The sequence below is a fragment of the Actinoplanes subtropicus genome, from assembly GCF_000721705.1.
GTDB classification, from domain to species: Bacteria; Actinomycetota; Actinomycetes; order Mycobacteriales; family Micromonosporaceae; genus Actinoplanes; species Actinoplanes subtropicus.
Map to the genome: position 1 here is coordinate 206,147 of NZ_JOJL01000002.1, position 24,604 is coordinate 230,750.

21 protein-coding genes and 1 pseudogene are annotated in these 24,604 nt (G+C 71.3%); 15 read left to right on the plus strand and 7 right to left on the minus strand.

The window, feature by feature from the left end:
• Positions 1-271 precede the first annotated feature (271 nt).
• A pseudogene (locus IH26_RS64410) lies at positions 272-726 on the minus strand (D-alanine--D-alanine ligase); the annotation flags it as partial.
• A gap of 612 nt (positions 727-1,338) precedes the next feature.
• Between IH26_RS64410 and IH26_RS0102920 the strand changes: the two are divergent.
• The 14 genes from IH26_RS0102920 to IH26_RS0102985 all read left to right on the plus strand — a co-directional run bounded on the left by IH26_RS0102920 (position 1,339) and on the right by IH26_RS0102985 (position 15,607).
• Positions 1,339-2,556, plus strand: a complete 1,218-nt coding sequence (locus IH26_RS0102920; protein WP_051807349.1) for an MFS transporter — start codon at positions 1,339-1,341, stop codon at positions 2,554-2,556.
• Positions 2,557-2,649: 93 nt separating this feature from the next.
• The gene (locus IH26_RS0102925) at positions 2,650-3,789 is read left to right on the plus strand and encodes a nucleotidyltransferase family protein (RefSeq protein ID WP_030434524.1); all 1,140 of its coding nucleotides are present in this window, start codon (positions 2,650-2,652) and stop codon (positions 3,787-3,789) included.
• 34 nt (positions 3,790-3,823) lie between these two features.
• Positions 3,824-5,443, plus strand: coding sequence for a B12-binding domain-containing radical SAM protein (locus IH26_RS55395; RefSeq protein WP_051807354.1), 1,620 nt, complete (start codon positions 3,824-3,826; stop codon positions 5,441-5,443).
• Positions 5,440-6,390 carry a D-alanine--D-alanine ligase family protein gene (locus IH26_RS0102935; RefSeq protein WP_030434526.1) on the plus strand — a complete coding sequence of 317 codons (951 nt, stop codon included), beginning with the start codon at positions 5,440-5,442 and terminating at the stop codon, positions 6,388-6,390. Before IH26_RS55395 ends, IH26_RS0102935 begins: the two co-directional genes overlap by 4 nt.
• A gap of 2 nt (positions 6,391-6,392) precedes the next feature.
• Positions 6,393-7,340: an aminotransferase class IV gene (locus IH26_RS55400; protein WP_051807356.1), complete on the plus strand. Its 948-nt coding sequence runs from the start codon at positions 6,393-6,395 to the stop codon at positions 7,338-7,340.
• Positions 7,340-8,143, plus strand: coding sequence for a methyltransferase domain-containing protein (locus IH26_RS0102945; protein ID WP_030434528.1), 804 nt, complete (start codon positions 7,340-7,342; stop codon positions 8,141-8,143). The genes IH26_RS55400 and IH26_RS0102945 overlap by 1 nt, the downstream gene beginning before the upstream one ends.
• Complete coding sequence (locus IH26_RS0102950; protein ID WP_051807358.1) at positions 8,140-8,970, plus strand: transketolase; 831 nt, start codon at positions 8,140-8,142, stop codon at positions 8,968-8,970. Before IH26_RS0102945 ends, IH26_RS0102950 begins: the two co-directional genes overlap by 4 nt.
• Before the next feature lie 14 nt (positions 8,971-8,984).
• Positions 8,985-9,890: a transketolase family protein gene (locus IH26_RS0102955; RefSeq protein WP_169789707.1), complete on the plus strand. Its 906-nt coding sequence runs from the start codon at positions 8,985-8,987 to the stop codon at positions 9,888-9,890.
• A 109-nt stretch (positions 9,891-9,999) separates the two neighbouring features.
• A complete protein-coding gene (locus IH26_RS0102960) occupies positions 10,000-10,899 on the plus strand; it encodes a nucleoside-diphosphate kinase (protein ID WP_030434531.1) in 900 nt (299 codons plus the stop codon).
• Between the two features lie 12 nt (positions 10,900-10,911).
• Positions 10,912-11,994, plus strand: a complete 1,083-nt coding sequence (locus IH26_RS0102965; RefSeq protein ID WP_030434532.1) for a nucleoside-diphosphate kinase — start codon at positions 10,912-10,914, stop codon at positions 11,992-11,994.
• Between the two features lie 15 nt (positions 11,995-12,009).
• Positions 12,010-13,308 (plus strand): condensation domain-containing protein, encoded by a 1,299-nt coding sequence (locus tag IH26_RS0102970; RefSeq protein WP_084598583.1) that lies wholly within the window; start codon positions 12,010-12,012, stop codon positions 13,306-13,308.
• A 42-nt stretch (positions 13,309-13,350) separates the two neighbouring features.
• Positions 13,351-13,608, plus strand: coding sequence for an acyl carrier protein (locus IH26_RS0102975; protein WP_030434534.1), 258 nt, complete (start codon positions 13,351-13,353; stop codon positions 13,606-13,608).
• Complete coding sequence (locus tag IH26_RS0102980; protein ID WP_051807362.1) at positions 13,605-14,786, plus strand: acyl-CoA dehydrogenase family protein; 1,182 nt, start codon at positions 13,605-13,607, stop codon at positions 14,784-14,786. The genes IH26_RS0102975 and IH26_RS0102980 overlap by 4 nt, the downstream gene beginning before the upstream one ends.
• Complete coding sequence (locus IH26_RS0102985) at positions 14,783-15,607, plus strand: class-II aminoacyl-tRNA synthetase family protein (protein WP_051807364.1); 825 nt, start codon at positions 14,783-14,785, stop codon at positions 15,605-15,607. The genes IH26_RS0102980 and IH26_RS0102985 overlap by 4 nt, the downstream gene beginning before the upstream one ends.
• A 154-nt stretch (positions 15,608-15,761) precedes the next feature.
• Here the strand turns inward: IH26_RS0102985 and IH26_RS0102990 are convergent, their stop codons facing one another.
• Both IH26_RS0102990 and IH26_RS0102995 read right to left on the minus strand, forming a co-directional pair.
• Positions 15,762-15,956, minus strand: coding sequence for a ferredoxin (locus IH26_RS0102990; protein WP_030434537.1), 195 nt, complete (start codon positions 15,954-15,956; stop codon positions 15,762-15,764).
• Positions 15,957-15,961: 5 nt separating this feature from the next.
• Positions 15,962-17,179, minus strand: a complete 1,218-nt coding sequence (locus IH26_RS0102995; protein WP_211268555.1) for a cytochrome P450 — start codon at positions 17,177-17,179, stop codon at positions 15,962-15,964.
• Between the two features lie 164 nt (positions 17,180-17,343).
• Between IH26_RS0102995 and IH26_RS59420 the strand changes: the two genes are divergently transcribed.
• Positions 17,344-18,018 carry a hypothetical protein gene (locus IH26_RS59420; RefSeq protein ID WP_157437004.1) on the plus strand — a complete coding sequence of 225 codons (675 nt, stop codon included), beginning with the start codon at positions 17,344-17,346 and terminating at the stop codon, positions 18,016-18,018.
• Here the strand turns inward: IH26_RS59420 and IH26_RS0103005 are convergent.
• The 4 genes from IH26_RS0103005 to IH26_RS0103020 all read right to left on the minus strand — a co-directional run bounded on the left by IH26_RS0103005 (position 18,008) and on the right by IH26_RS0103020 (position 24,527).
• Positions 18,008-18,844: an alpha/beta fold hydrolase gene (locus IH26_RS0103005; protein WP_030434540.1), complete on the minus strand. Its 837-nt coding sequence runs from the start codon at positions 18,842-18,844 to the stop codon at positions 18,008-18,010. The genes IH26_RS59420 and IH26_RS0103005 overlap by 11 nt on opposite strands.
• Before the next feature lie 10 nt (positions 18,845-18,854).
• Entirely contained in the window at positions 18,855-22,166 is a 3,312-nt protein-coding gene (locus IH26_RS53020; RefSeq protein ID WP_051807366.1) for a WD40 repeat domain-containing serine/threonine protein kinase, read from the minus strand.
• Positions 22,167-22,203: 37 nt separating this feature from the next.
• Entirely contained in the window at positions 22,204-23,547 is a 1,344-nt protein-coding gene (locus tag IH26_RS0103015; RefSeq protein WP_030434541.1) for a hypothetical protein, read from the minus strand.
• 62 nt (positions 23,548-23,609) lie between these two features.
• Positions 23,610-24,527 (minus strand): NAD-dependent epimerase/dehydratase family protein, encoded by a 918-nt coding sequence (locus IH26_RS0103020; protein ID WP_084598584.1) that lies wholly within the window; start codon positions 24,525-24,527, stop codon positions 23,610-23,612.
• Positions 24,528-24,604 lie beyond the last annotated feature (77 nt).

Genomic DNA, 24,604 nt, shown 5'->3' on the forward strand with positions numbered 1-24,604 from the left:
GAACCCGGGAATTGGTGCCGGTTGCCGCCGACGGCAACGGGCAGGGCCCGCAGGCTCGCCGGCCCGTGCGAGGGGCGAGGGGCGGTGGGGCCGAGCCCCAGACCCCACGGTGGAATTTCCGGCGTGCCGCCGGACGGGCACGACCAGTGCGGATAAGTCGTGCCCGTCCCAACGTCGTTACCTCGCCGCCAGGGCCAACGCGACCCATCGGTCGATCATGTCGCCGAACTGCAGTCCCGCGGCCCGCATCATTCGCGGGTAGCGGCTGTAGGCCGTGAGTCAGGGCGACGCGATCCGGCTCACCGACGAACAGGTCGCCCTCGTTGCCCAGGATGGCGCAGCCGATCTCGCTCCCGACGACGCCCTCTTCGATCAGCACCTTCGAGTCATACTTACGGGCGGCTTCCAGCGCGCTCGGCAGTTCGTCCCGCCCGTTCACCTTGCTGACGCCGAAGGACGACCCCGAACAGGCCGGCTTGACGAAGACCGGGTAGTTGAGCCGGTCAGCGTCGAGCTCCTCGTCCGGGGCGAGGATCCGGAAGTGCTCTCCCAGCCTGCGTCCGGGCCTTCGCACAGCTTCCACTCGCCGTGCTCGGAGATCCCGATGTAGAACGGCTCGTATTTCCCGAGATCGAGGTTCTGGGCGACCTCGCGCGCGGACTTGAGCGATACGGGGTGTTCTTCGGAGACGCCGCCGAAGATGATGCCGAGCTTCAGTCGAGCCATGCCGATTCTCCGAGTCGTAGGCTGTTTACCTTGACGATTATAAAGGTGTTGGTCACCTAAACGATCAGCCTCCACCCAGCTGGGGTGCCGGAATGGCCAAGGTGCTGCGGTCGGCAGCCTACCGTACGGGCCGGTGCGTCGCACGTCCTACATGGACACGCACGGACATTGCCCGGATCTCGGAGGCCAGCTCACGGGGAAAGATGCCAATGGTCATCAATTCATAAACCGCCAGCTCAGCGTGTGTTCGGCCGACTGCGGCGCCGGGCTCGTGCGGTATGGGCATTCGGCGAGGGGTTGACATGATTGACGAGACGAACCTAGTATCTTGAACATCAAGGAAACTTTACGGTGCGCTTGGTCGGCATGCGTAATGCGCTATTCGAGGCGTTGCCGTCTATTTTCCATGCCCGATTCTTTGAAGTCCACGGTGTGCCGGGGGGCGCTGTGTACATGCGCGGCTTAGCGTCCATCAAGTCGGCGGTCGATCGTCGAGACCGCCCCCTGAACGAACGTAAAACCACGTGATGAGGGTTCTTCAGCATGTCGCAATCATCCGGCGAGTCCGCCACGAGCGTCGCCGACGAACGACTTTGGTCGCGAAACTTCCGGATGTATTTCACCGCGCGGATAGCCTCGCTGTTCGGGGACACCATGCTTCCGGTCGCCCTGACCGCCGCGGTGCTGCACGCGGGCTACGGCACATTTGGCGTCGGCTTGGTGCTTGCGGCGTCGATGGCGTCGTGGGTGTTGCTGATGCTCTTCACCGGAGTGCTCGCCGACCGCGTCGGCGTGATGCCGATGATGATCTCCGCGGACGCCATGCGGTTCGTGGTCCAGGTGGTGCTCGCCGGTTCCCTCTTGCTGAGCCGGCCGTCACTCTGGCTGATCGTCGGGCTGCAGGGGGTCGCCGGCATCGGCACGGCGCTGTTCGAGCCGGGCAACGGGAGCCTCGTCACCCGGATCACGACGGACGTCCAGCGGGCCAACGGGGTCCTGCGTACGGCCCAGGCGATGGTCTCGATCATCGGGCCGGCCGTCGGCGGCGCGCTGCTCGCCGTCGCGAATTCGCCCGCGGTCATCGCGGTCGACGGAATCACCTTCCTGGTCAGCGGCCTCAGCCTCGTCATGGTCCGGCTGCCGGCGGGCGCGCCGCCGGTCGGCCGTGGCCGGATGCTAGCCGACCTGGTGGACGGCTGGCACGAGTTCGTGTCGCGTCGCTGGCTGTGGACGGTCATCCTGATCTTCTGCATCTTCGGCCTGGTGGTGTTCGGCCCGTTCCTGGTGATCAGCGCGTCGACCATCACCGAGCACCGTGGTTCGACCATTTACGGGCTGTCGGTCGCCATGCAGGGTGTCGGCGGCGTGATCGGCGGAATCGCGGCCGCTCGCATCAGGCCACGACGGCCCTTGTTCGTGGCGGCGTGCGCTTTCCTGCTTTACATCCCACAGTTCCTCGTGGTAGCGGTGAACGCGGTTCCGGCGTTCCTCTTCAGCGCGATGGCGGTGGGTGGGATGGGGCGGACGATTTGGCACGTGCTGTGGATGAGCACCGAGCAGAGACACCTCCCGACGTCGGTTCTCAACCGCATTTACGCGTACGACGTCACGGGTTCCATCATGCTGATTCCCGTGGGCCGGGCGCTTACCGGTCCGCTGGTCGCCGGCATCGGATCCGTGCCGACGCTATTAATCAGCACCGTGGTGGCCATGGCTGGATGCTTCACGATGCTGGCGATGCGCGGTATTCGTCGGCTTCCGGCGCAGCCGGCTCCGGCGATAAGTGACAAGTCATGTTCGGAGTTCGATAAAACGAGTGTTGTTCAATGACGTATATGAATGTTACGGTCTTTCCTAACGCCGCCACCTCCCGATTTGAAGTTCGCCGAGGTTAACCGTGCCGACCATCGGAGGGATTTGCGCATGGACCATTCGACCGAAGGGCCGAGTGCCGCCTGGCATTTGCTCGAGCTGGTTTCGGTGGCCGACCCGGGCACGGAAATGTTCGGGCGAGCGGCGGACCTGGGCGGGCGCATAGGCGATGGCGGGATCGATCCCGACGAGCTGCTCAGCCAGGCCGCACGCCACGCGCTGGTGCCCATTCTCGCCGACTTCCTCGTGCAGGCCGAGCTGCTGACCCGCATGCCGCACAACGTGCAACGCCACCTGCTCGGCGCGCTGTACTGGAACCGGCACAAGACGGCCGAGTACGTGGCCGAGGCGAGGTCGGTGGCCGGCGCCCTCCAGCGGAAGGGCATCCGGGTCGCCTGTACCAAGGGAGTGGTGTGCCAGCAGCTCCTCTACGACGGCCGCGGTACGCGCCATTTCGGCGACGTCGACCTGATGGTGCTGCCCGACCAGAGTGCGGCGGCGGCCGAGACGTTGTTCGAGCTCGGTTACGTCGGGGGGAAACGCATCGATCATCGGACCGGCGAGCTCGTCGACATCGCACGCTCGCTCAAGCTGACCTATCAGCTCTATCCGGACCACCTGCCGCACTTCTTCCGGGTTCCGGGCCGCGCCGGGATCCCGTACTACATGGTCGATGTCGCGCACAGCTTGACATGGTTCAGTAGCGGGTGGCAGATCCCGATGGACGAGGCGCTCGCCGTCCGTACCGAGATCGACGGTCTTCCCGCGCTGTCGACGCCGTACGGGTTCCTCTTCGTCCTGCTGCACCTCTTCCGGGAAGCCTGGTTCGAGCGCACCATCCGCGAGAAGGACGCGCGGCTGACCCAGTTCGCCGACGTCTGGCGGTTCTGGCACCGCCGGGGTCGCGAGTCGGCGGACGAGATCATCGAAATCTCCGGCAAGTACGGCATCAGGCCGGCGGTCGCGTGGGTGGCCGGCCATGTGGACGCCCTCTACGGCAGCCGGCTCGTGGACGAGCTCCGGGTCCGCGACCTGGCCGACGACCGGTGGCTGCGCAGTGCCGGCGCGGCCGACGGCGGCTACCTGGCCTGGGACGGCGACATGCGTCGCCGATTGTGTGATCGCTTCACGGTCGAGCTTCGGCACGCCCCGGAGCCACCGTTCGCGGACGCGGCGCGCGTGCTCCGCTGAGTGACAGAACCCGTCGATGGACAAGGAGAGCGCGATGACGTATGAGCTGAAGCAGGCTCGAACCGATGCTTCGAAGGTGCTCCTCGTTTCCGGTCTCTGGCCCTATCACGAGGTGGACGAGAAGAAGTCGGTCGGCCGTCTGAACATCTTCCACAACGACGAACTCACCACCGGCATCACCGGGCTGATCGGTGTCGATTCGATCTACGATCTGGCGATCCGGCGCGAGGGCGGCACGCAGCGTCTCTTCACGCCCACCACCAGCGTGGAGCCCACGCTCGTCTCGGTGGCGCTGCGCAGTCTGATCGGGGACGAGGCGTCGGTCACCGAGGTCGAGTTGGCGAGCGTCGTCGGCGGCATTCCCGCGTCGGATACGTCGCTGCGGGCGGCCGCCAAGGACGCCGTCTGCCTGCTGTCCACCAGCTACATCACCAACTTCGCCGACCTGCGGCGGGTGGTGGACAACCTGCGCCGACTCCACGTGGGCTACCTCGTGGTCGGCGGTTATCTGGCGACGCGCAATGCCGAGAGCATGCTGGAGTGCGGTGCCGACGCGGCCATCGTCGGCGACGCCGAGCATTCCATCGCCCCGCTGCTGGCGGCGCTGCGCGGCGGCGCCGACTTCGGCCGGGTGCCCAACCTGCGCTATCGCGACGAGAACGGCGAGCAGGTGTACACCTCCGATCACCTCGTACCGCTGGACGAGATTCCCGTGACGATTCCGTCCGGCGATCTGACCGGCATGTCCGTGCCGTACGAGTCGATGCGCGGCTGCCCCTACAAGTGCGCCTTCTGCTCGTACCCGTTGGTCTCCACGAAATGGCGGTTCAAGAGCGCCGAAAAGCTCATCGAGGACTGGACGACGATCGAACGGCGAGGCGCGAAGGACATCGTCGCCCTCGACTCGACGTTCACCATTCCGCCGAAGCGGCTCACCGACTTCCTCAACCTGTACGCCGAGTCGAGGATGACGATCCCGTGGGGCGCCTATTCGCGGGTGACGCCGCTGCGCAACGAGGAGACGGTCATCCGCCTGAAGAGGGCCAACAACCGGTGGCTGTCGATCGGCTTCGAGAGCGGAAGCCAGCGGATGCTCGACCTGATGAAGAAGGGCACCCGGCTGAAGGACGCCTACCCGGCCCTGGCCAACCTGCGCAAGCACCGGATCTCGGCGTGGTCGAACTTCATCATCGGCTATCCGGGCGAGACCCCGCAGACCGTGGCGGAGACGGTCGCGTTCATGTCGGACCACCTCTTCGGGTTCTACGGGATCTACGTGTTCAACATCCGTGACCGGGCCATGCCCGTGCTCAGCGACCCACAGGCGGGCGTTCACTGGGACGACGTCGGCAGCGACTGGTCGCACGCGACGATGACGAGCGGGGAGGCCTCCGAGATCCGCTGGAGGTCGTACGTGCGGGTGGCGGAGCAGAACGCCGAGGCCATCAACATCGACGTCTTCCGCGGGAGCAATGTCGAGAAGGACTACGGCGCGTGGAGCTCGGCCTTCCCCGTGCTGAAGCTGCTCGAGCGGTGGTCGCTGCGGCAGGTCGATCCCGGCATGGCGGGCCTCGGCGCCCGGGACGACCTCGCCGCGATCGAGTCGGAGCTGCGTCGCCGGCTGGTTCCGGCGTCCGGGGACGCGATCCAGTGACGACCGGGTCCAAGGTGGCCGGCATCGTGGTCGGCGGGCGCGGGTTGCTGGAACAGTCCTCGATCAAGGTGGGGGAGCGGCTCCGTACGGTGCTGGCCGACCGGCGCATACCGGCGGCCGTCCTGCGGCTGGACGCCGAGTTCGTCGCCGCCGTCGCCAGCGGGTCGCTCGCCGTGCTGATCGACGTCTCGCAGGGCAACTACGGCCGCGTCGAGCCCGTCGCCGACCTGGCCGGCGTCCCGTTCGTCGGAACGGGCGCGAGACAGGCGGAGATCTACGACAAGGTCCGTCTCAAGACCTTCCTGCGCCGGTCGGGCTGGCCGACGCCGGACCAGATCGTGCTGGATCGCGACCTGCCGTCGCACGCCTGGGACCTGCTGGGCCTCATCACCGGGCCGGTGGTCATGAAGCCCGCCACGGCGGACCTGCTGAGCCAGGGCGTGCGGCTGTTCCCCAGCCCCGGCGACATCGACGAGATGCGACGGCACCTGCGCTACCTGTTCCGGCTGGACCACACGGTCGTGGTCGAGCTGCAGGCCGAGGGCGTCGAGCTGTGCGTCGGCTACCACGCCGACGCGGCCGGCCTCGAGGTCTTCACGCCCATGACGATCCGCATGGACGGGCCGATCTTCGACCACGAGACCAAGGTCTCCCGCCGGTACGCCTTCGTGCCGGCCGAAGTCTCCGCGGGCGTCGCCGACCAGCTCCGCCGCTTGGGCGCCGCGCTTGCCGACGAGTTCGCCCTGCGCGGCTTCTTCTACATCAACGCCATCGTCACCGAAGACGACGAGGTCACCGTGTTCGACGCCGGCGCAACGGTCGGACTGAGCGAGAGCAGCTACTTCCCGGTCGCCGCGGCCGGCACCGGACTGACCGTCGACGACCTGCTGGAGAGGCAGTTCGTCCGGCCCGCGTGCGCTGCCCTCCACCGCATCGGGGTCTGCTAGTGATGTTGGCGTGGGTCGACGGCGTGCTGGTTCCCGAGGAGGAGGTGACGCTGCCCGTCAACAGCGTCACGGCGGCCCTGGGAATCGGGTTCTTCGAGGCCCTGCGGTGCTATCCCGGCCCGGACGGGGTGCAGCGGGCCTTCCGGCCGGGGCTGCACCACGTCCGCTTGCGCCGGTCGTTGTCGGTGGTGGGCACGGCGGTTCCGCTCACGCTTCCCGAGTTGCTGGCCGGCATCGCCGACGTGGTCGCGGGCAACGACATCGGCGCCGAGCCGGTCTACCTCAAGGTGATGGTCTGCTGGGACACCGTCCTGCAGGGGTCGTCGCTGGTCCGGCTCGACGAGTTGCGGCCCCGCGTGATCCTGTTCGCGCGGGCCACCGACCGGCAGGTATTTGCGGACGGCCCCGCTACCGTCCGGTGCCGGCTCTCCTCCTGGACGCGGGTGCCGGGTGCCTCGATGCCCGCCGAGGCCAAGGCCACGGCCAACTACTTCAACGCGCGGCTGGGGCTCACCGAGGCGCTCGCCGGCGGCTACGACAACGCCATCTTCGTCGACGGGAACGGCCACCTGACCGAGGCGGCGGAGGCCAACATCTTCGTCGTGAGCCACGACTCGAGGACGATCGCCACGCCACCGGTCTCGAGCGGCATCCTGCCCGGCGTGACCCGGGCGAGCGTGCTGAGTCTTCTCCGGGCCCACTTCACCGACTGGGACGTCGTCGAGCGGCCGCTCACCCGCGTGGACCTCTACGCGGCCGACGAGGCCTTCCTGACCAACACCGCACAGCTGATCCGGCAGGTCGGAGCCGTCGACGGCCACACCTACCGGACCGGGACGTCCACGGTGACCGCCCGGATCCGGCGCTGCCTGATCGACGTCCTGTTTCAACGCGTGACCTCGCCACCCGACTGGCTGACCGACATCCCGACCCTCGCCGGAGGCAGTTGATGAACCGAGCGCCACTGCAGAACGACCTGCTCATCCAAGGGCTGACGAAGCGCTTCGCGAAGCAGAAGCCGGTGATGGACTTCATGGAGGAGCACCTCACCGGCCCGCGGGTGTGCGATCTCGGCTGCGGAAACGGCATTCCCCTGCGCTACCTGGCCGAGCGCCACCCCGACCGTATGTTCGTCGGTGTCGACCACAGCACGGACATCCTCGGCCGGAATCTGGCCGCGGACCGGGACAACGTGCTTCTCGTGAAGGGTTCCCTGGAGGAGCCGCTCTTCGCTCCGGGGACAATGGACACCGCCATCTTCAACCGCTCCTTGCATGAGGTGTACTCCCTGACCGGCGAGGACGGGGTCAAGCGCGCGCTGGCGGCCGCAGCCGACGCACTGCGGCCGGGCGGCCGGGTGCTCGTCTACGAGAACGTCATCGCCAGCCGGCGCATGGTGCGGATGCGGTTCACCGACCCGGAGGTGTCGGCCGTCTTCGACCGCTTCCTGGGCGACTACTCGATCCGGCCGATCACGTTCTCGCGGGAGACCGACGACACGATCGTCATACGCGAGGACGACGCCCTCGAGTTCCTGACCAAGTATCGCGACCCGGACTGGGAGTCGGAGATGCGCGAGGCACATTTCATCTACACCCGCCAGGAGTGGGACGGCGTCGTCTCGTCGTGCGGGCTGCGCCCGTACGCGATCCGCTCGTTCGACGACCGCCAGATCCTGGTCACCGACGGCGTGCAGCTCGGTTGGGAGATCGCCGACTTCAAGCACGTCCTCGTCTACGAGCTGCCGCGGTGAGCGCCACCCTGGCGTCGGCGCGCCCGGCGGTCCAGAGCGGGGCGGAGCTGGCCGCCACCGCCAGACACATCCGCGAACAGACCCTATGGCTCTCCGTGGACCAGCCGCACCATCTGGGCGGGCAGCTGTCGTGCGTCGAGATGCTCGTCGCCGTGCTCTACGGGCACGCGCCGCGGTTCCCCGACACCCGGTTCGTGCTGTCCAAGGGGCACGCCTGCATCACCCTGTACGCGATCCTGGCCGACCAGGGCCGAATCGACCGGGCCGACCTCACGACGATGATGAAGTTCGGGGGCCGGCTCCTCGGCCATCCCTGCCGGACCACGACCCCGGCGATCGACGTCTCGACCGGCTCGCTCGGGCAGGGGCTGTCGGTGGCCGTCGGCATGGCCGATGCCGCTCGCCGGCAAGGCCTCGACACCCGCGTGTACGTCGTGCTGGGCGACGGCGAGATGCAGTCCGGCCAGGTGTGGGAGGCCCTGATGTTCCTGGGCCAGCACGGCCTGGACAACCTGCGGATCCTCATCGACAGCAACGGCGGCCAGGCCGACGGCGCCGTCGACGGCATCGTGTCGCTCGAACCGCTGGCGAACAGGCTCGAGTCCTTCGGCCTGGACGTGACCGAGTGCGACGGCCACGACCTGGACGCGCTGATGGCCGCCCTCGACCGCGGGCGGCCGGGACGTACGCCGGTCACAGTGGCGCGGACCGTCAAGGGCAAGGGCGTCAGCTTCATGGAGGGCGACCATTCCTGGCACAGCGGCAGCCTGTCGGCCGGGCAACTGCGATTGGCACTGGCGGACACCGGATGCGTGGGCAAACCGTGAAACCGTTCGGCAGGGTGCTGCTCAATCTGCTGCCCCAGGACGAGCGCATCGTCGTGGTGGACGGCGACCTTTCGCGCAGCAGCGGCACGAGCGCCGTACGCGACCGGTGGCCCGAGCGTTTCCTCAACGCGGGCATCGCCGAGCAGAACGCCATGGGACTGGCGGCCGGCATGGCGCTGATGGGCATGCGGCCGATCGTGCACACCTTCGCGGCCTTCGCCTCGATGCGTGCTTGCGAGCAGATCCGGACGTCGATCGCTTATCAGAACCTCAACGTGACCATCTGCGTCACCAAGGGCGGCCTGAGCGCGGCGCGGTCCGGGCCCACCCACCACGCGATCGAGGATCTGGCGATCATGCGGGCGATCCCGGGCATGACGGTGGTCGCGCCGCGCGACTTCGGGGAACTGGAGGCGCTGTTGCGGGGGTTGATCCGGGCGCCGGGGCCGGCCTACGTACGGATTCCGCCCGAGTCCGAGGCGGGTGGCGCGGGCGACGCCGCCGTGACCCCCGGCCGCGGGGTCCCGCTGCGCCAGGGCACGGACGTTCTGATCATCGTCACCGGCACGATGAGCGACGTCGCGCTGAGCGCCGCGGAGACGCTCGCGGCCCGCGGTATCCAGGCCGGCGTGCTGCATCTGCACACGCTCAAGCCTCTCGACCGGCTACTGATCGAGGAGCGGGCGGCGCGGGCGAGGCTCGTTGTCACGGTGGAGGAGCACAGCATCATCGGCGGCCTCGGCTCGGCGGTGGCGGAGCTCTTGGCCGAGAACTCGGCGGCGCCGCTGCTGCGGGTCGGCATTGACGACCAGTTCTGCTATGGCGCGGGAACGCATCGAGAAATGCTGGACCACTATTGTGTGTCCTCTGCGGAATTGGTACGACGAATTGAGGGGCGACTTTCCGTTGGCTGCGCATGAGGTTTTGCGATCGCTCGCGGCCCAGCGGGCGAGCTATCCGGTTCTCGAGCGGTTTTACGCCCGGCACGTCGAGGGGTTCGACCCGGCTGTATTGCCGAAACTGCCGCGAATGGCGTTCACCATCGTGACCCCGGACGGCGTCATGCAGGGGGTGCATCGCCGTTTGCTGGACCAGTACGGCGACATGGTGGTGGCGTACCGGGTGCGGACCATGACCCCGGAGCTGGCGGAGCGGATCTACGTCGACGGGTTGGTGACGGACGTCCCCGGCCGGCACATCTCGTCGTGGTGGATCAAGCGCAAGGTCTTCGATCTGGGCGAATCCCTTGGCCTGCTGCTGCGACACCCGTCGGACGACGGCTTCCAGGAGACGTTCACCGCGGCCAAGGGCCGGTCCGATCCCCTGCTGGCCGAGCCGGGGACGCTGCGCAACGCCTATCGGACGCCGAACAAGACCTTCGCCCTGCTGCACAGCTCCGACGATCTGCTGAGCATGGTGTACGAGGCCTCGGTGTTCTTCGAGCCCGGCCGGATCGAGGAGCTTTTCGACCGTCCCGCGGTGTCCGCGGCGGAGGTCGGGGCGCTTCGCTCCTACGCCGCGCCGGCCGAGATGAGCCGCATCGAGCAGTACCGGCTGCTGTACCGGGTCAAGCGCCGGCTGCTGATCGAGATCGCCGCCGACCGGCCGGGCGTGGTCGAGCACCTGCTGCCGGTATACGACGCCGCGGACGCGGTCGTCGCCGAGAACCCGGGATTCCTCGCGGAGACCGATGCGATCGCCGGGCTGCTGAAGGAGGAGGCGGGGATACTCGGGGCCACCGCGGATCCGGCCCGGTTCGCGCCCGCGTCGGCGCTGGCCTGCCTGCGTCTGCTGGCGGATTTCGCCGCGTATCCGCAGCTTCCCTTCGCTCAGTTCGCCGCCGTGCTGGAGGCGCTGGGCGTGCCCCTCAGCGCTCTGGAACTCACGGCGCTCGAAAGCCTGTTCTTCTTCTACCGCCCCACCGCATAGGGAGGCCCATTCGTGTCCCTGACCTTCGGCGACCTCGTACGGGATGCCGCCCGGCTGCCCGACTACCCGCTGTCCCCGACCGACCTCGCCGACCTGGGCGCCGCCGGCCTGAGCGGCGCGGCCGACCAGGTCGCATTCATGATCGTCACGCCCGACGCCATTCACCGGGGGCTGCACGAGCAAGTCGTCGACCGGGTGACCCGGGCGGGATTCCGGGTCCTGGCGTGGCGGGTGAAATACCTCGGCGACGACGAGATCGAGGAGCTCTACAAGTACGGCTATCGCCGCAAGGTCTTCGACAACCAGCGTACGCATTGGTTCCTCACCCGCCGCGGCCTGGGCTTCGGCGCCTCGCTGGCGCTGCTGCTGCACCACCCGGACGGCGATGCACCCGGTCGGCTGGCCCGGCTCAAGGGCGCTTCCCAGCCGCGCGAGGCGAGTCCGCAGTCCATCCGCGGCGAGCTGCGCAGCTTCTCCAAGATTCTGGCGCTGATGCACAGCTCGGACGACGGCGTGGGCGTCCTGCGGGAGTCCCTGCTCTACTTCGGCAAGAGCGAGGTGCGGGCCGCCGTGGGCCGCATCGCCGGTGGCCCGGCGCCCGGCGACGACCCGATCACCGCGGCGCTGGACGCGATCCGTCCCTCGGCGGCCGACGACGACCCCTTCGCCATCTTCCTGACCGTCAAGCTCCGCGCGACCCGGATGCTGGAGAACCACCCCGTTTCGCCGCCGGAGACCCGGCGGGCGTGCCGGGCGATCGCCGACGGCCTGCGCGCCGCGCTGGACCGGCTTGCGCGAGAGTCCGGCATCGGCCCGCGGGAGAAGGTCGTCCAGGAGGTCCTCGCCGCCGAGCGCGATGTGCTGGAGGGTCTGTCGGCGCCGTTTGCGCCTTCCGGCCCGGAGGATCCGTACGGTCTGCGTGGGCTCCTGTGGTGGCGCCTGCTCACCCTGCTGCGCACGCTGAGCCGCGGCGACGGCTTCGCCGGCCTCGACGGCGACGAACTGGAAAGGGAACTGCGCGGCTGCGGCATCGGGCTCAGCGATTGGGAGGCGCTGGCGATACAGAACCTGCTCTTCTTCTGGAACTGTCCCTGAACGGAGTGGCTCGCGATGGCGTACTTCGCGCTTTCCCCGGAACAACGCAGCATGCTCTTCCTGGAAGGGTTGTTCGGGCCCGGCATCTTCCACAACATGACGGTGCGCGTTCCGGTCCCAGAGCGGATCCCGGAGTCCGACGTCCGGGCGGCCGTCCGCCGGCTGCATCGGCGTCAGGAGGCCTTGCGTACGCGGCTGGTCGGGCACTCGCAGTTCGTGCAGTCCGTGGAGGACACAGTGCCGGCGCTGACCGTACGGCGGTTGACCGACGGGCAGGACGTCGGCGAGGAGCTGGCCAGACGTCGTGCCGAGCTGCGGAACGTCCCGCAGGACCGGTCGGTGGCCGGCCGGGCCAGCCATGAGCTGGTCGAGTCGGCCGATGGGCGGGACCGGCACCTGCTGGTCAATCTCGACCACTTCGTCTGCGACGGGTACTCCGCCCGCGTCGCGGCCGAGGAACTGACCGCGCTGGTGAACGGCGGGGACGCCGGCCCGCCGTCGGGCTTCGCCGGGCTGTGCCGCGACCGTGCCCGGGCCGCCGCGTCGGACGATCGAGAGGCGAGCTACTGGCGTACGGCCCTCGACGGGGTGGAACCGTTGTCCGGACTGGTGCCTCGCCCCGGCAACGACGCGGAACTCACCTGCTCCCAAGTGGATCTCTGGTATCCGGGCCCACGCCTGCGCGCCTGCGTGGACGCGCTGAGCGGCGCCTGCGGGGTAACGCCGTTCGCGGTGCTGGCGGCCCTCGCCGGCCTGGCGATCTGGCGGCGCACCGGGCGTTCGCGCATCGCGCTGTTCACCCCGGTCTCCAACCGGCAGCAGCCGGGCCTGGAATCGGCCGTCGGCTATTTCGCGCATGACCGCCCCATCGTCTGCCGGGTCGACCCGGACCAGAGCGTCACGACCTACCTCAAGTCGACGATGTCGCGGTCCTGGCGGAGTTTCCGCAACGCCGTCCGCAGCGTCGGTGACCTGGTGTGCGAGGTGCCCGAGCTGGGTCAGGCGCTGCTGGCGGACGGCGTCGACTATGTGCAGCTGCACGTCTGGATGGAGGAGGGCACGTCGGGCCCGGCGCCGGCCGAGCCGCGCGCCGTGGTCACCCATGGACCGTTCCGGCCGGCCCACGACCTCAGCGTCACCACCATGCGGTTCGCCTTCGCGTCCGACCGGACGACCGCCCGCGCCTTCGCCGGTGGCGGTCCGGCCGGGCTGGCCGAGGCCGAGTCGCTGGCGGGCGAGGTGCTCACGCTGCTCACCGCCGCGGCCGGCGCTGGGGACATCACGGTGGGCGCCCTGGCCGAACTGGGTTCCTGACCGATCAGACGCGCCGGTGTGCGCGCGAACCGAGGAGGGGAAATGCGCGAGGAGACGAGAGCGGTGCTCAGGACCGTTCCGAAGCTGGCCGGCATCGTGGACACGTTGCCGGCCGACGCCGACCTGTGGAGCGCCGGCATGGACTCGATGACCAGTGTGCAGGTGATGGTGCGGCTGGAGGACCACTTCGCGGTGGAGTTCCCCGACGAGGCACTCACGCGGGAGACCTTCGCCAGCATCGACGCCATCGCCGCCGCTTTGTCCGCGGTGCTCGGCGCCCGGGGAACGGCGGCGCGATGACCACCGAGATGTCGGCCGCGCCCGGCCACGCTTCCGCCGCCGAGCAGGCGAGGGAGAGGGAAGACGACCTTCGGTACGTCGCGGAACGCGCCGCCGCGGCGGCGGCCGAGGTGGACCGGGAGGCACGGTTCCCGGCCGAGACGCTGGCCGCCCTCCGCGAGCGGAACCTGCTCAACGCCGTCGCGCCGGAAGACCTCGGCGGACCGGGGCTGACCCTCGCCGAGCTCGTCTCCGTCGCCGTGCGGCTCGGCCGCGCTTGCGGCGCGAGCGCAATGGTGTGGGCCATGCACCAGGTGCAGTTGGCCTGCTTGGTACGCCATCACCCGGCGTCGCCGATGCTCGAACCCGTCCTGCGCGGCCAGTGGCTGATCGCCTCGGTGACGAGCGAACCCAAGTCCGGTGGCGATCTGCGCCAGAGCCACGCCGGCGTCCAGGCCGACGCCGCCGGGGATCGCGAGCGGACCCTGGTCAAGCGGGGCAGCACCGTCTCGTACGGGGCGTACGCGGAGGCGTTCCTGGTGACCGCCCGGGCCGCCCCGGACGCCGACCCGGGCAACCAGGTCGCGGTGCTGGTCAGTCGGCCTCAGGTGCGGCTCGAGAAGGTCGGCGACTGGAACACCCTGGGCATGCGCGGCACCTGCAGCCCGGCGTTCGACCTCGCCGCCGCCTTCGATCGGGACCAGGTCTTCCCCGTCCCGTTCCGGGAGGTGGCGGCCCGCACGATGGTTCCGCTGTCCCATCTGCTCTGGGCGGGAGTATGGGTGGGCCTGGCCACCGAGGCGGTCGACCGGGCGGTCTGCTGCACACGCCGGCGGAGCCGCGACGCGACCATCGTCGACGACCCGGCGCTCGCCCGCGCGCACATCCGGCTGGCCGGCATCCGGGCCCAGCTCGATGCTGCGGTCCAGGCGCTCGAGCCGGTCCTGCGCTCCGGCAAGGAGCCCACCCTGTCTCGTTCGGTGGAGCTGAACGCGCTCAAGGTAGCGGCGTCCGAGGGCGCCGTCGACGTCGCGCGGATGGCTCTGGGCGTCTGCGGGATGGCCGGCTTCACCGAGGACGGTCCCTACTCGGTGGCTCGGATTCTGCGGGACGCCTGCTCGGCGCCCCTGATGATCGGGAACGGGCGGCTGCTGTCGGCCAACTCGAGAATGCTCCTGCTGTCCGGGGGTGAACGGTGACAGCCTCCGGAGCGCCGCTGACCTCCCGGACGGAAGGGCGTCTTCTCGACGGACTGCGCTTCGCCATCGACAACCGGTTCAGCGAACCTGGCAACGAACACTACGTCGCGCCGCCGGTCATCGCCGCCCGGACCATCGACCAGGTGGGCTACCGGGAGTCCTTCCCACACCTGCTGGGCAGCGTCTACGCGGCGCCCCGAGGCGGACCGGTCGCACCGAGCGACCTGGTGCTCACCCCAGCCGCCTGTCACCACCTCTATCCGCTGTACTGCGGCGACTCCGTGTCCTCCGAGGTCCTCACCAGCGTGGAGGCGACCTGCTTCCGCGGCGAGGCCACCGCCGAGACCGGCCGGCTGCGGTCGTTCCGGATGTACGAGGTGGTCTGCCTCGGCCGAGCCGCCGCGACGGACGCCTGGCGGGATCGCATGCTGGCCTCGGCCGCCGAGTTCCTGCGGCGGCTCGGGCTGGCCGTCGAGGTCGTCGCCGCGAACGATCCGTTCTTCGGCCGGACCGGCGGGCTGCTCGCCGCCAACCAGCGGTCGCAGCAGCTCAAGTGGGAGCTGGCGGTCGCCGTGTCGGACGGGATCACCCAGGCGGTCGCCTCGGCCAACTACCACAAGGATCATTTCGGCGAGGTCTTCGCGATCACCGACGCCGACGGGCGGGTGGCGCACAGCGCGTGCCTCGCGTTCGGACTGGACCGCGTCGTCCTGGCCCTGCGGCACCGGCACGGCGAGGACGTCACCGCATGGCCCGCGGACGTCCGGTCGCTGCTGTCGGTGGGTGAGAAGACACTCAGTCGGCAGTCGGTCCGTTCCTAGCTGCACCAGCCTTCGGCCAGACCACCTGCCACTTTGAGGGCAAGGTCCGGCCTCACACCGAAGTCCGGCTACCGGCAAGGTCGGCAACGGCACCGTCAGGACGAATGCCGTCGGCCGGGGGAGCAGCGGATCCGGGGGTGGATGAGCCCCGCGGTCACTCCTCTACGGACAGCGCCTGGCTGGGGCAGACCAGGGCCGCCTCGCGGGCGGCTCGGTGCAGTTCCGGCGGTGGGTCGTCGTCCAGGACGATCACGGTGCCGTCCTTTGGGGACTGGTCGAAGAGGTCGGGCTCGGTCAGGACGCACTGGCCGGCGCCGACGCAGCGGGTGGTGTCCGCGACGATCTTCATGGTGGTCACCAGGCCACCGGCAGCTGGTACAGGCCGAAGATCGACGCGTCGCTCTTGATCGGCAGGTCGGCGACGCCGGCGGCGAGCCGCAGCGTGGGCACCCGGCGTAGCAGCGCGTCGAAGACGACCCGGAGCTCGACGCGGGCCAGGTTCTGCCCGAGGCACTGGTGCGGGCCGAAACCGAAGGCCAGATGGTGGCGGGCCGGGCGCTCGACGTCGAAGGCATCCGGGTCGGGGAACACGTCGGGGTCGCGGTTGGCGACCAGGCCGAGCAGGAGCACGCCCTCGCCGGCCCGGATGGTCACGTCGCCCACCGTGGTGTCGGCGGTGGCCAGCCGGGCCACCGCGCTGTCCGCGATGGTGAAGTAGCGCAGCATCTCCTCGACCGCCCCGGCCGTACGCTCCGGATCGGCCCGCAGCTTCGCGTGCTGCTCCGGGTCGTCGAGGAGTTTGAGGGTGCCCAGCGAGATCATGTTGGCGGTCGTCTCGTGCCCGGCGACCAGCAGCAGGAACCCGAGGGCGGCCAGCGAGCGGCGGTCGTACGCGCCCTCGGCCCGCCGCTGCCGGATCTGGCGGCCGAGCAGGTCGTCGGGCGGGTCCGCCTCCTTGGTGGCGATCAGGTCGGACATGTAGCCGCGGATCCGGTCGAAGGCCTCCCGGCGCTCCGGCATCGGGGTGTCCCGTTTGATCATCGCGGCCGTGTTGACCTGGAAGAACGGATGGTCGGCGTACGGCACGCCGAGCATCGCGCAGATCACCCGCGACGGCACCGGCAGCGACAGGGTCTCGACCAGGTCGGCCGGCTGCGGCCCGGCCAGGAGCTGGTCGATCTGCTCGTCGACGATCCGCTGGATCTCGGGGACCAGCGCGTTGATCCGGCGGACGGTGAACTCGCCGAGCACCGCGCGGCGGGCGGGGCCGTGCTCCGGCGGATCCATGGTGAGGATCGTGCGGTCCGCCTCGTCGAGCCGCTGCGGTTTCTGGCCGGCCGGCGCCTGGCTGGGGAAGTCCGGATGGGACCGGTCGGCGCTGAAGCTGGGGTCGTTGAGGACCTGGCGTACGTGCTCGTGCCGGCTCACCGCCCAGGCCCAGCCGCCGTCGGGCAGCCCGACCCGGGCGATCGGCTCGTCGCGGGCGAGCTCGCGGTACTCGGTGGGCGGGGTGTACGGACAGGTACGGATCACCGGGAACTGGCGCAGGTCGGACATCTCGCTGGTAGCCATGGGACACTCCTCGGCCGGGCGCGGCAGCATGGAGGGTTTTCTTCCGGTTACTACTCGACAGTACCTTATGTCGTCCCGGCCGCGGCCGGTGTGACGTGGGTCATGGTCGATCGCCGCCCGGATCTCGCTCGACAGCGCGCGGCCGGTGCGGCAACGTCGGGGTGGTGGAGGATCTGGCGGGGCAGCCGATCGCGTGGACGCGCAGCGGTGACGGCGAGTTCCCCTACCTGGCGACGCACGGCGGCGCCCGGCTGACGATCCGGGTCAACGACTTCCCCGCCGAACCGCTCTACACCCTGCTGGTCGACGATCGTCCGGCGCTGGACCTGGAGGACTGGCCGGCGTGCTGGCAGCGACCCGCCGTCCCCGATGCCGTGCTGCATGTGGCCGCCGCCGAGCAGACCCGCCGGGGACGCGTCGACGCCCTCGTGCTCGCCGACTGGGCCCGGCGGCTGTGCGTGATCCCGGCCGGTCCCACCGCGACGATCCTGGCCGCGCTCGGCCTGACCGGGGCGCTCGCCGACGCCATCGGGTACCGGCTGCTGACCCCGCCGCCGGCCGGCACCGGCCGCGTCGAGGTCAGCGAGGAGGACGGGACGCTCACCGCCCTGCGGGTCACCCCGATGCCCGCCGGCCCCGGCCGGGACGAGCTGGACGAACTGCTCGGCGCCGGCCGGGACGGGGTGCGCATCCACTGGGACCAGCCGCGTCCGGTGCACTACGACGTGACCGTCGCGGCCGCCCCGTTCGGTTGCCAGGTCACCGCGTACTTCCCGATCGACGCCGTTCTCTCGGCCACCGTCCTGATGCAACGGCGGCCGGTCCGGCTCAGCTCGTGATCCGTCGCAGGATGCAGTCGGCCAGTTCCTCCGGGACCTGTTCCGGGATCCAGTGCGAGACGCCGTCGAGCACCTTGAAGTCGTACGGGCCGGTCACCCACCGGCCGGTCAGTTCCGCGGCCCGGCGGCCGAGGGCGACGTCGCCCGTGCTCCAGACGTACGTCGTCGGGACGGTGATCGCGCCGGCCGCGCGGCCGGTCGAGACGTCAAGGGGCAGGGCGCGGTACCACCGGAGCGCGGCGGACAGGGCGCCCGGGTCGGCGGTGAGCCGTTCGACGTACGCCCTCGCCTCCCGCTCGTCCAGGCCGGAATGCTGGAGCAGGGCCACCGCGAGCCGCCCGCCCCGGGCGCGGAACGCGGCCTCGGGCAGCCACGGCAGCTGAAAGAACAGCACGTGCCAGGCCTGCAGGACCTGGGGGCTGCTCCGCATGGCGGTGACCAGCGCGCGGGGGTGCGGCGCGGAGACCGCGGTGAGCGTACGCAGGCGATCCGGCCTGGTGGCGGCGACCATCCAGGCGACCCCGCCACCCCAGTCGTGGCCCACCAGATGAACCCGGTCGGCGCCCGCGGCATCGATCAGGGCCACGACGTCGGCCACCAGCTCGTGGAGCCGGTAGGCCCGCCGGGACCTCGGCCGGGCCTGCGGAGCGTAGCCGCGCTGCTCGGGCGCGAGGACCCGGTAACCGGCCGCGACCAGCCGCCGGGAGACGCCGCTCCACGATCGCGCGCTCTGCGGGAAGCCGTGCAGGAGCACGACCGTCTCCGCGTCCGCCGGTCCCTCGTCCAGCACCGGGAATCGCATGCCGTCGCGCCCGAACGTCTCCATGAGACCGACGCTACGCCAGCTCCCAGTCGATCTCCCAGAGGCGGATGCCGCGGTCGTGGCTGCCGGACAGCAGGTACCGGCCGTCGCCGCTCCACGACACCGACCACACCGGATACGTGTGCCCGTCGACCGTGTGCAGGCAGCGGCCCGCCTCCAGGTCCCACAGCCGTACGGTGTTGTCGTGGCCCGCCGACGCGGCGAACCGGCCGTCGCCGCTGAGGGCCAGCTCGTTGACCGAGCCGGTGTGCCCTTCGAGGATGCTCAGGCACTCGCCGGTCGCCGCGTCCCACCGGCGGATCGTGCCGTCCTCGCCGCCGGAGACCACGGTCTCGCCGCCGGGGGTCAGGACGGCGGTGGCGACGGAGCCCCGATGGCCCGCGAACACCTGCAGGCACTCGCCGCCGGCCACGTCCCACAGGCGTACGTGCCCGTCGGCGCCCGCGGACACGATCTGCCGTTCGCCGGGTCCGAACCGGACGGACGTCACCCTCGTGCGGTGCCCTTCGAAGGCGCGTACCTGCTTGCCGATCTCGAGATCCCACAGCCGTACGGCGTTGTCGCCCCCGCCGGAGACCGCCAGCCGGCCCTCGCCGGCGAGGTGGACGCTGAGCACGGCGTAGTGGGTGTGCCCGCCGAAGGAGCGCCGCAGCTCGCCGGTGCGCGCGTCCCACACGTGCAGGCGCTTGCCGGCGGTCAGGCCGACGGTCGCGTCGGCGCTCAGCGACGCGGTCGAGGGCGAGTCGCCGGTGTCGTGCTCGAGGTACGCGCCGGTGCCGTCGGTGCGCCAGAGGCGGACGGCGTTGTCGCTGGCGGTCAGCGCGTGCGTCCCGTCGGCGTCGAGGCTGACGCCCCGGGTGATGCCGGCGGCGTCGGTCAGCGTGCGTACCGGCCAGACCGCGCGGATCCCGGCCCGGGTGGCGTGCCGGCCGAGGCGCCGCCAGGCGTCCAGGACGCGAGGTTCCCGTTCGTAGGCGGGCGTGGCCCGGGCCGTGCTGAGCAGGGTGTGCGCGGCCGGGTAGCGGCCGGCCGCGAGGTCCTGCTCGGCCTGGGCCAGCAGCGCGTCGACCTGGTTCCGCAGGCCGCTGAGCTCGACGTGGGTGCGGGGCCGGCACAGCCGGTACGGGCTGGTGTGCGCCGCAGGCAGCCGCCACCACCGCAGGACGCCGCCGCGGTCGGCGGTGGCGGCGAACCGGCCGTCGCCGGTGAGCGCGACCGCCCAGACCTCGGCCTCGTGCCCGGTGTAGGTGCGCAGGCAGCGGCCGGTGGCGGTCTCCCACACCCGGAAGGTGTGGTACCGGCCCGCGGTGATCATGCGGCGCCCGTCGGCGCTGATCGCGGCGGGCGCCGGGCGCAACGCCATCTGCACGTCGGCATGCGCCTCGACGGTGCGCAGCAGCCGGCCCGCCGGCAGGTCCCACAGGTGGGCGCCGGTCTTCCGGCTGGCGGCCAGGCCGAGCCGCCCGTCGGCGCTGACCCCGCCGTGGCCGATCCACTCGGGACCGGGCAGTACCCGCAGGCAGGCGCCGGTCTCCAGGTCCCAGTGCCGGACGGTCCCGTCACCGGCGACCGACATCGCCTGCCGCCCGTCGGCACTGACGCCCACGACGGCCACCCGCCCGGTGTGTCCGGTGAGGACCCGCAGGCAGCGGCCGTTGCCCGCGTCCCAGACCCGGACGGTCTCGCCGTCGTTGGTCAGCACCCGGCGGCCGTCGTGGGTGATCGCGACCCGGGTAACCGCGTCGGTGTGCCCGGCCAGGGTGAGCTCGCGCCGTCGCCGGCGCCAGCCGCCGCGCTCGAGGTCGCGGACGCGGACGGTGCCGTCGGCCCCGACCGAGACGGCCACCTTCGCGTCGGCGCTGACCGCGACCGCCAGCACCGCGTCTTCGTGCGCGGTCACGGCGTACCGCAAGCCTGGTTCTTCGTCGAAGTCCCAGACCCGGAGCAGGCCGGCGGCGTCACCGGTGACCGCGACGTGGCGGTCGGCGGACACGGCCACGCTCGTCACCGCCGTGCCGTGGTCGTCGAAGCCGGCCAGGGCGTCGCTGCCGACCATGGCACGTACCTCCGCCAGGGCGGCCGACACGTCGGGGTCGTCGCCGGCGTCTGCCAGCAGCGTCGAGGCCGCGGCCAGGTCGCCGCGTTCGAGGTGGACCTGGGCCATCAGGTAGCGGGCCGGCCACGGGTCGCCGAGCGTGGCGCGCACGGTGTCGAGGGAGGTGAGCAGGGCGGTGTCGGAGAGTTGCCCCTGCCGCCAGCGCAGCAGGCCGGCGTTGTAGGTCGCCTCGATGTGCTGCGGGTCGGCGGCGAGGGCCGCGGCGAACGCCTCCTCCGCCTCGGCGGTGCGGCCGAGGTCGAGCAGGGACAGGCCGCGGTTGGTCAGTTCGTCGGCCCGGAGTTCGGCCTGGCGGGGCGCGGCGCGCGGATACGGCCGGCCGAGCGTCTCCTGGTGGATCTGGGCGAGTTCGGCGGCGAGGTCGGCCATCCGCGCGGGGCGCTGCGCCGGGTCGTCCTGGAAGCAGCGGCCGAGCAGATCGGCGAGGGGGGCCGGGATCGGCGGCAGATGCGGCTGGGGCGGGCGGGCCAGGTGGTCGGCCAGGGCGGCGCCGGCCATCGGCCCGAACGGCCAGGTGAGCCGGCCGGTGAACATCTCCAGGACGACGACCGCGAGGCTCCAGACGTCCGTACGCCGGGTCAGCTTCGCGCCGGCCACCTGCTCCGGGGAGGCGTACGCGGGGGTCAGGCCGCCGGCCGTGGCGATCATCGTGACGGTGGCCGGGCTGGTCGGGGTGGCGGGCGCGGTCACCAGGGCGCCGGCGGCCCGGGCCAGGCCGAAGTCGGTGACCTTGGCCTGCCCGTCGGCGTCGAGCAGGATGTTGCCCGGCTTGACGTCCTGGTGGATGAGCCCGTTGGCGTGCGCGTGGTCGAGGCCCCAGCAGATCTGGATGGTCAGGTCGAGGATGCGGGCCAGCGCCGCGATCGGGTCGCCGCGGTAGAGCCGGCGGTCGTCGATCCAGTCGCGCAGGCTGCCGCCCTCGAGATATTCGGCGAAGACGCGGGGGACGCCGTCGTCGACGCTGACGTAGTGGCAGGTACACACGTGCGGGTGGGTGCCGAGGCCGACCCAGGTTTCGGCCTCGGCCACGAACTGCTTCCGGAAGGTGGGCTCGCTCAGCACGCCGGGGCGCGGCACCTTGATGGCGAGGTCGGTGTTCCAGCGGCGGTGCCGCACCCGGTAGACCAGGCCCATCCCGCCGTTCTCGTGGACGGCCTTCACCTCGTACCGGCCGAGGACGACATCGCCGGGGCGCCAAACCGCAGACATGACGGGACTGTAACGGCCGGTCGCCACCGGACCGCGGTCACCAGACGGTGAACAGGACGTGGTTGACGATCAGGGCGACCGTGGCCTGCGCGATCAGCCAGTGGCGGCGCGGCCGGCCGGGCACGAGCGCGGCGCCGGCCATCAGCCACACCGCGAAGGGCAGCCAGATCCGCTCCACCTCGGCCTTGCTGTAGCCGCTGACGTCGGCGGCGAGGATCGCGGTCGCGGCGGCGAGCGGCAGCAGCCAGGCGCCGCCCAGCACGGTCCGGCGACGGAGCGCCCGGGTCGCGCGGCGAAGGACCACAGCGCCCATCGGGCCGGCGGCGACGGCGACGGCCGCGAGGTCCGCCCAGACCCAGTACGCGTACGGGCGCTGGGCTGCCAGGCCCTGGTAGTAGCGCCGCGTCACGAGGTGGTAGCCGGTCAGCCAGTCGAAGCCCGCCGCGGTGAACGCCGCCACCACGACGGCCGCGCCGGCCGCCGCCCACCATGCCAGGCGACGGCCGCCCGGAACGGCGAGCACGACGGCCGCCACGATCACGAAGATCAATACCAGGCCGTACGAGAGGTACCCGCTCGCGCCGAGCAGCAGGCCGCCGGTGACGGCCGCGGGCACGGATCTCCGGGCCATGCCGTACGCGAGGAGGGCGATCCCGGTCGCGGTGACGCCGGCGAACAGGCCGTCCGCAGAGACACCCACCCAGATCGCGCCGGGGAACAGGGCCACGAAGGGAGCCGCCGCCCGCCCGGCCCGCTCCGAGGCGGTCAGGCGCATGGTGGCCGGCACGGCGACCGCGGTGAGCGCGCCCACCGCGACGCACAGCAGCCCGGCCCAGGCGCCGCCGGCGAGGCCGAGCCGGTCGAGCCCGACGAAGACCAGCAGGGCGCCCGGCGGATGGCCGGCGACGTGGGTGGTCCACGAGTCCGGCTGGTGGTCCAGGATGCGGCCGGTGAAGCCGCGCAGCATCGCGGGCACGCTGGTCACGCCGGGCACCTCGGTCAGGTACTCGGGGCGGGTGGTGAGGCGGCCGGCCACCCCGCGCTGCCAGCCGTCGACCAGCGCGAGCGACAGCGTCCAGGCGAGGGCGGTCAGGTAGGAGACCGCCAGCAGCGGCCGCCACCGCAGCCGGGCGGCCAGCCAGGGGCCGTACCGGCAGACCAGCACCGCCACCGCGACGGCTAGCGGGGTGCCCGGGCCGACGTGCGGCAGCCAGTGGGCGAACAGGGGAGCGGCGCCCGCGTGGACCGGGTGGCCGGCCAGCCCCAGCAACGTGCCCGCGACGGCTGCGACGACGAACAGTGCGGCCGCCCCCGCTGCGGCGAGACGATCGGCTCGCGCCCGGCTCATCCGTGCGGAGGCGCGGTCGAGGGCCGGGCTCATCCGCGCGGCCGGGCGGTCGGGGGCCGGGCTCATCCGCGCGGCCGGGCGGTCGGGGGCCGGGCTCATCTGGTCACCGGCTCCGGCCCGCCGGCCGCCTTGGCCAGCCGCCCGGCGACCTCGCCCACGGTGGCCGGTCGCCCGGAGGCCACGTTGTACGCCCGCCAGCCGTCGAGCGCCCCGGTGGCCGCGACCGCCGCGAGGTTCGCGGCCGCGACGTCCCGGACGTGGACGAAATCGCGGCGCTGACCGCCGTCCTCGAAGACCCGCGGCGACCGGCCGGCCTCCACCGCGGACCGGAAGATCGCCGCGACGCCGCTGTACGGGGTGTCCCGCGGCATCCCCGGCCCGTAGACGTTGTGGTAGCGCAACACCGCCACGGCGCCGCCGGTCTGCCGGGCCCAGGCGGCGGTGAGGTGCTCCTGGGCGACCTTGGTGGCGGCGTAGACGCTGCGGGGGTCGAGCGCGGCGTCCTCGCCGACCAGCTCCGGCGCCAGCGGCTCCCCGCAGCGCGGGCAGGGCGGCTCGAAGCGGCCCGCGGCGAGATCGGCGACCTCCCGCGGACCGGGCCGGACCCGGCCGTGCCGGGCGCAGGAGTAGCCGCCCTCGCCGTACACCACCATCGAGCCGGCCAGCACGAGCCGGTGCACCCCGGCCCGGGCCATCCGGGCCAGCAGCACGGCGGTCGCGAGGTCGTTGCAGCCCACGTACTCGGGCAGGTCGTCCAGGTCGACCCCGAGCCCGACCATCGCGGCCTGGTGGACGACCACGTCCACGCCGGCCAGCGCGGCATCGACCGCCGCCGGATCGCGCAGATCGGCCGCCGACACCGGGGCGCCGGCGATCTCCGCGGGCAGCGGGTCGCGGTGCGCGGCCGGGTGACCGCGGTCGAGGACGGTCACCTCGCAGCCGGCGGCGGTCAGCGCGTGCACGACATGGGATCCGATGAAACCGGCGCCGCCGGTCACGAGTACGCGAGTCACGGGTGCCGACGCTAGGGCGCGGCCGGGCCGGGCGGGGTGCGCGTCATGGGTTCGTAAGGGTTCGTCATCGCCGCGTA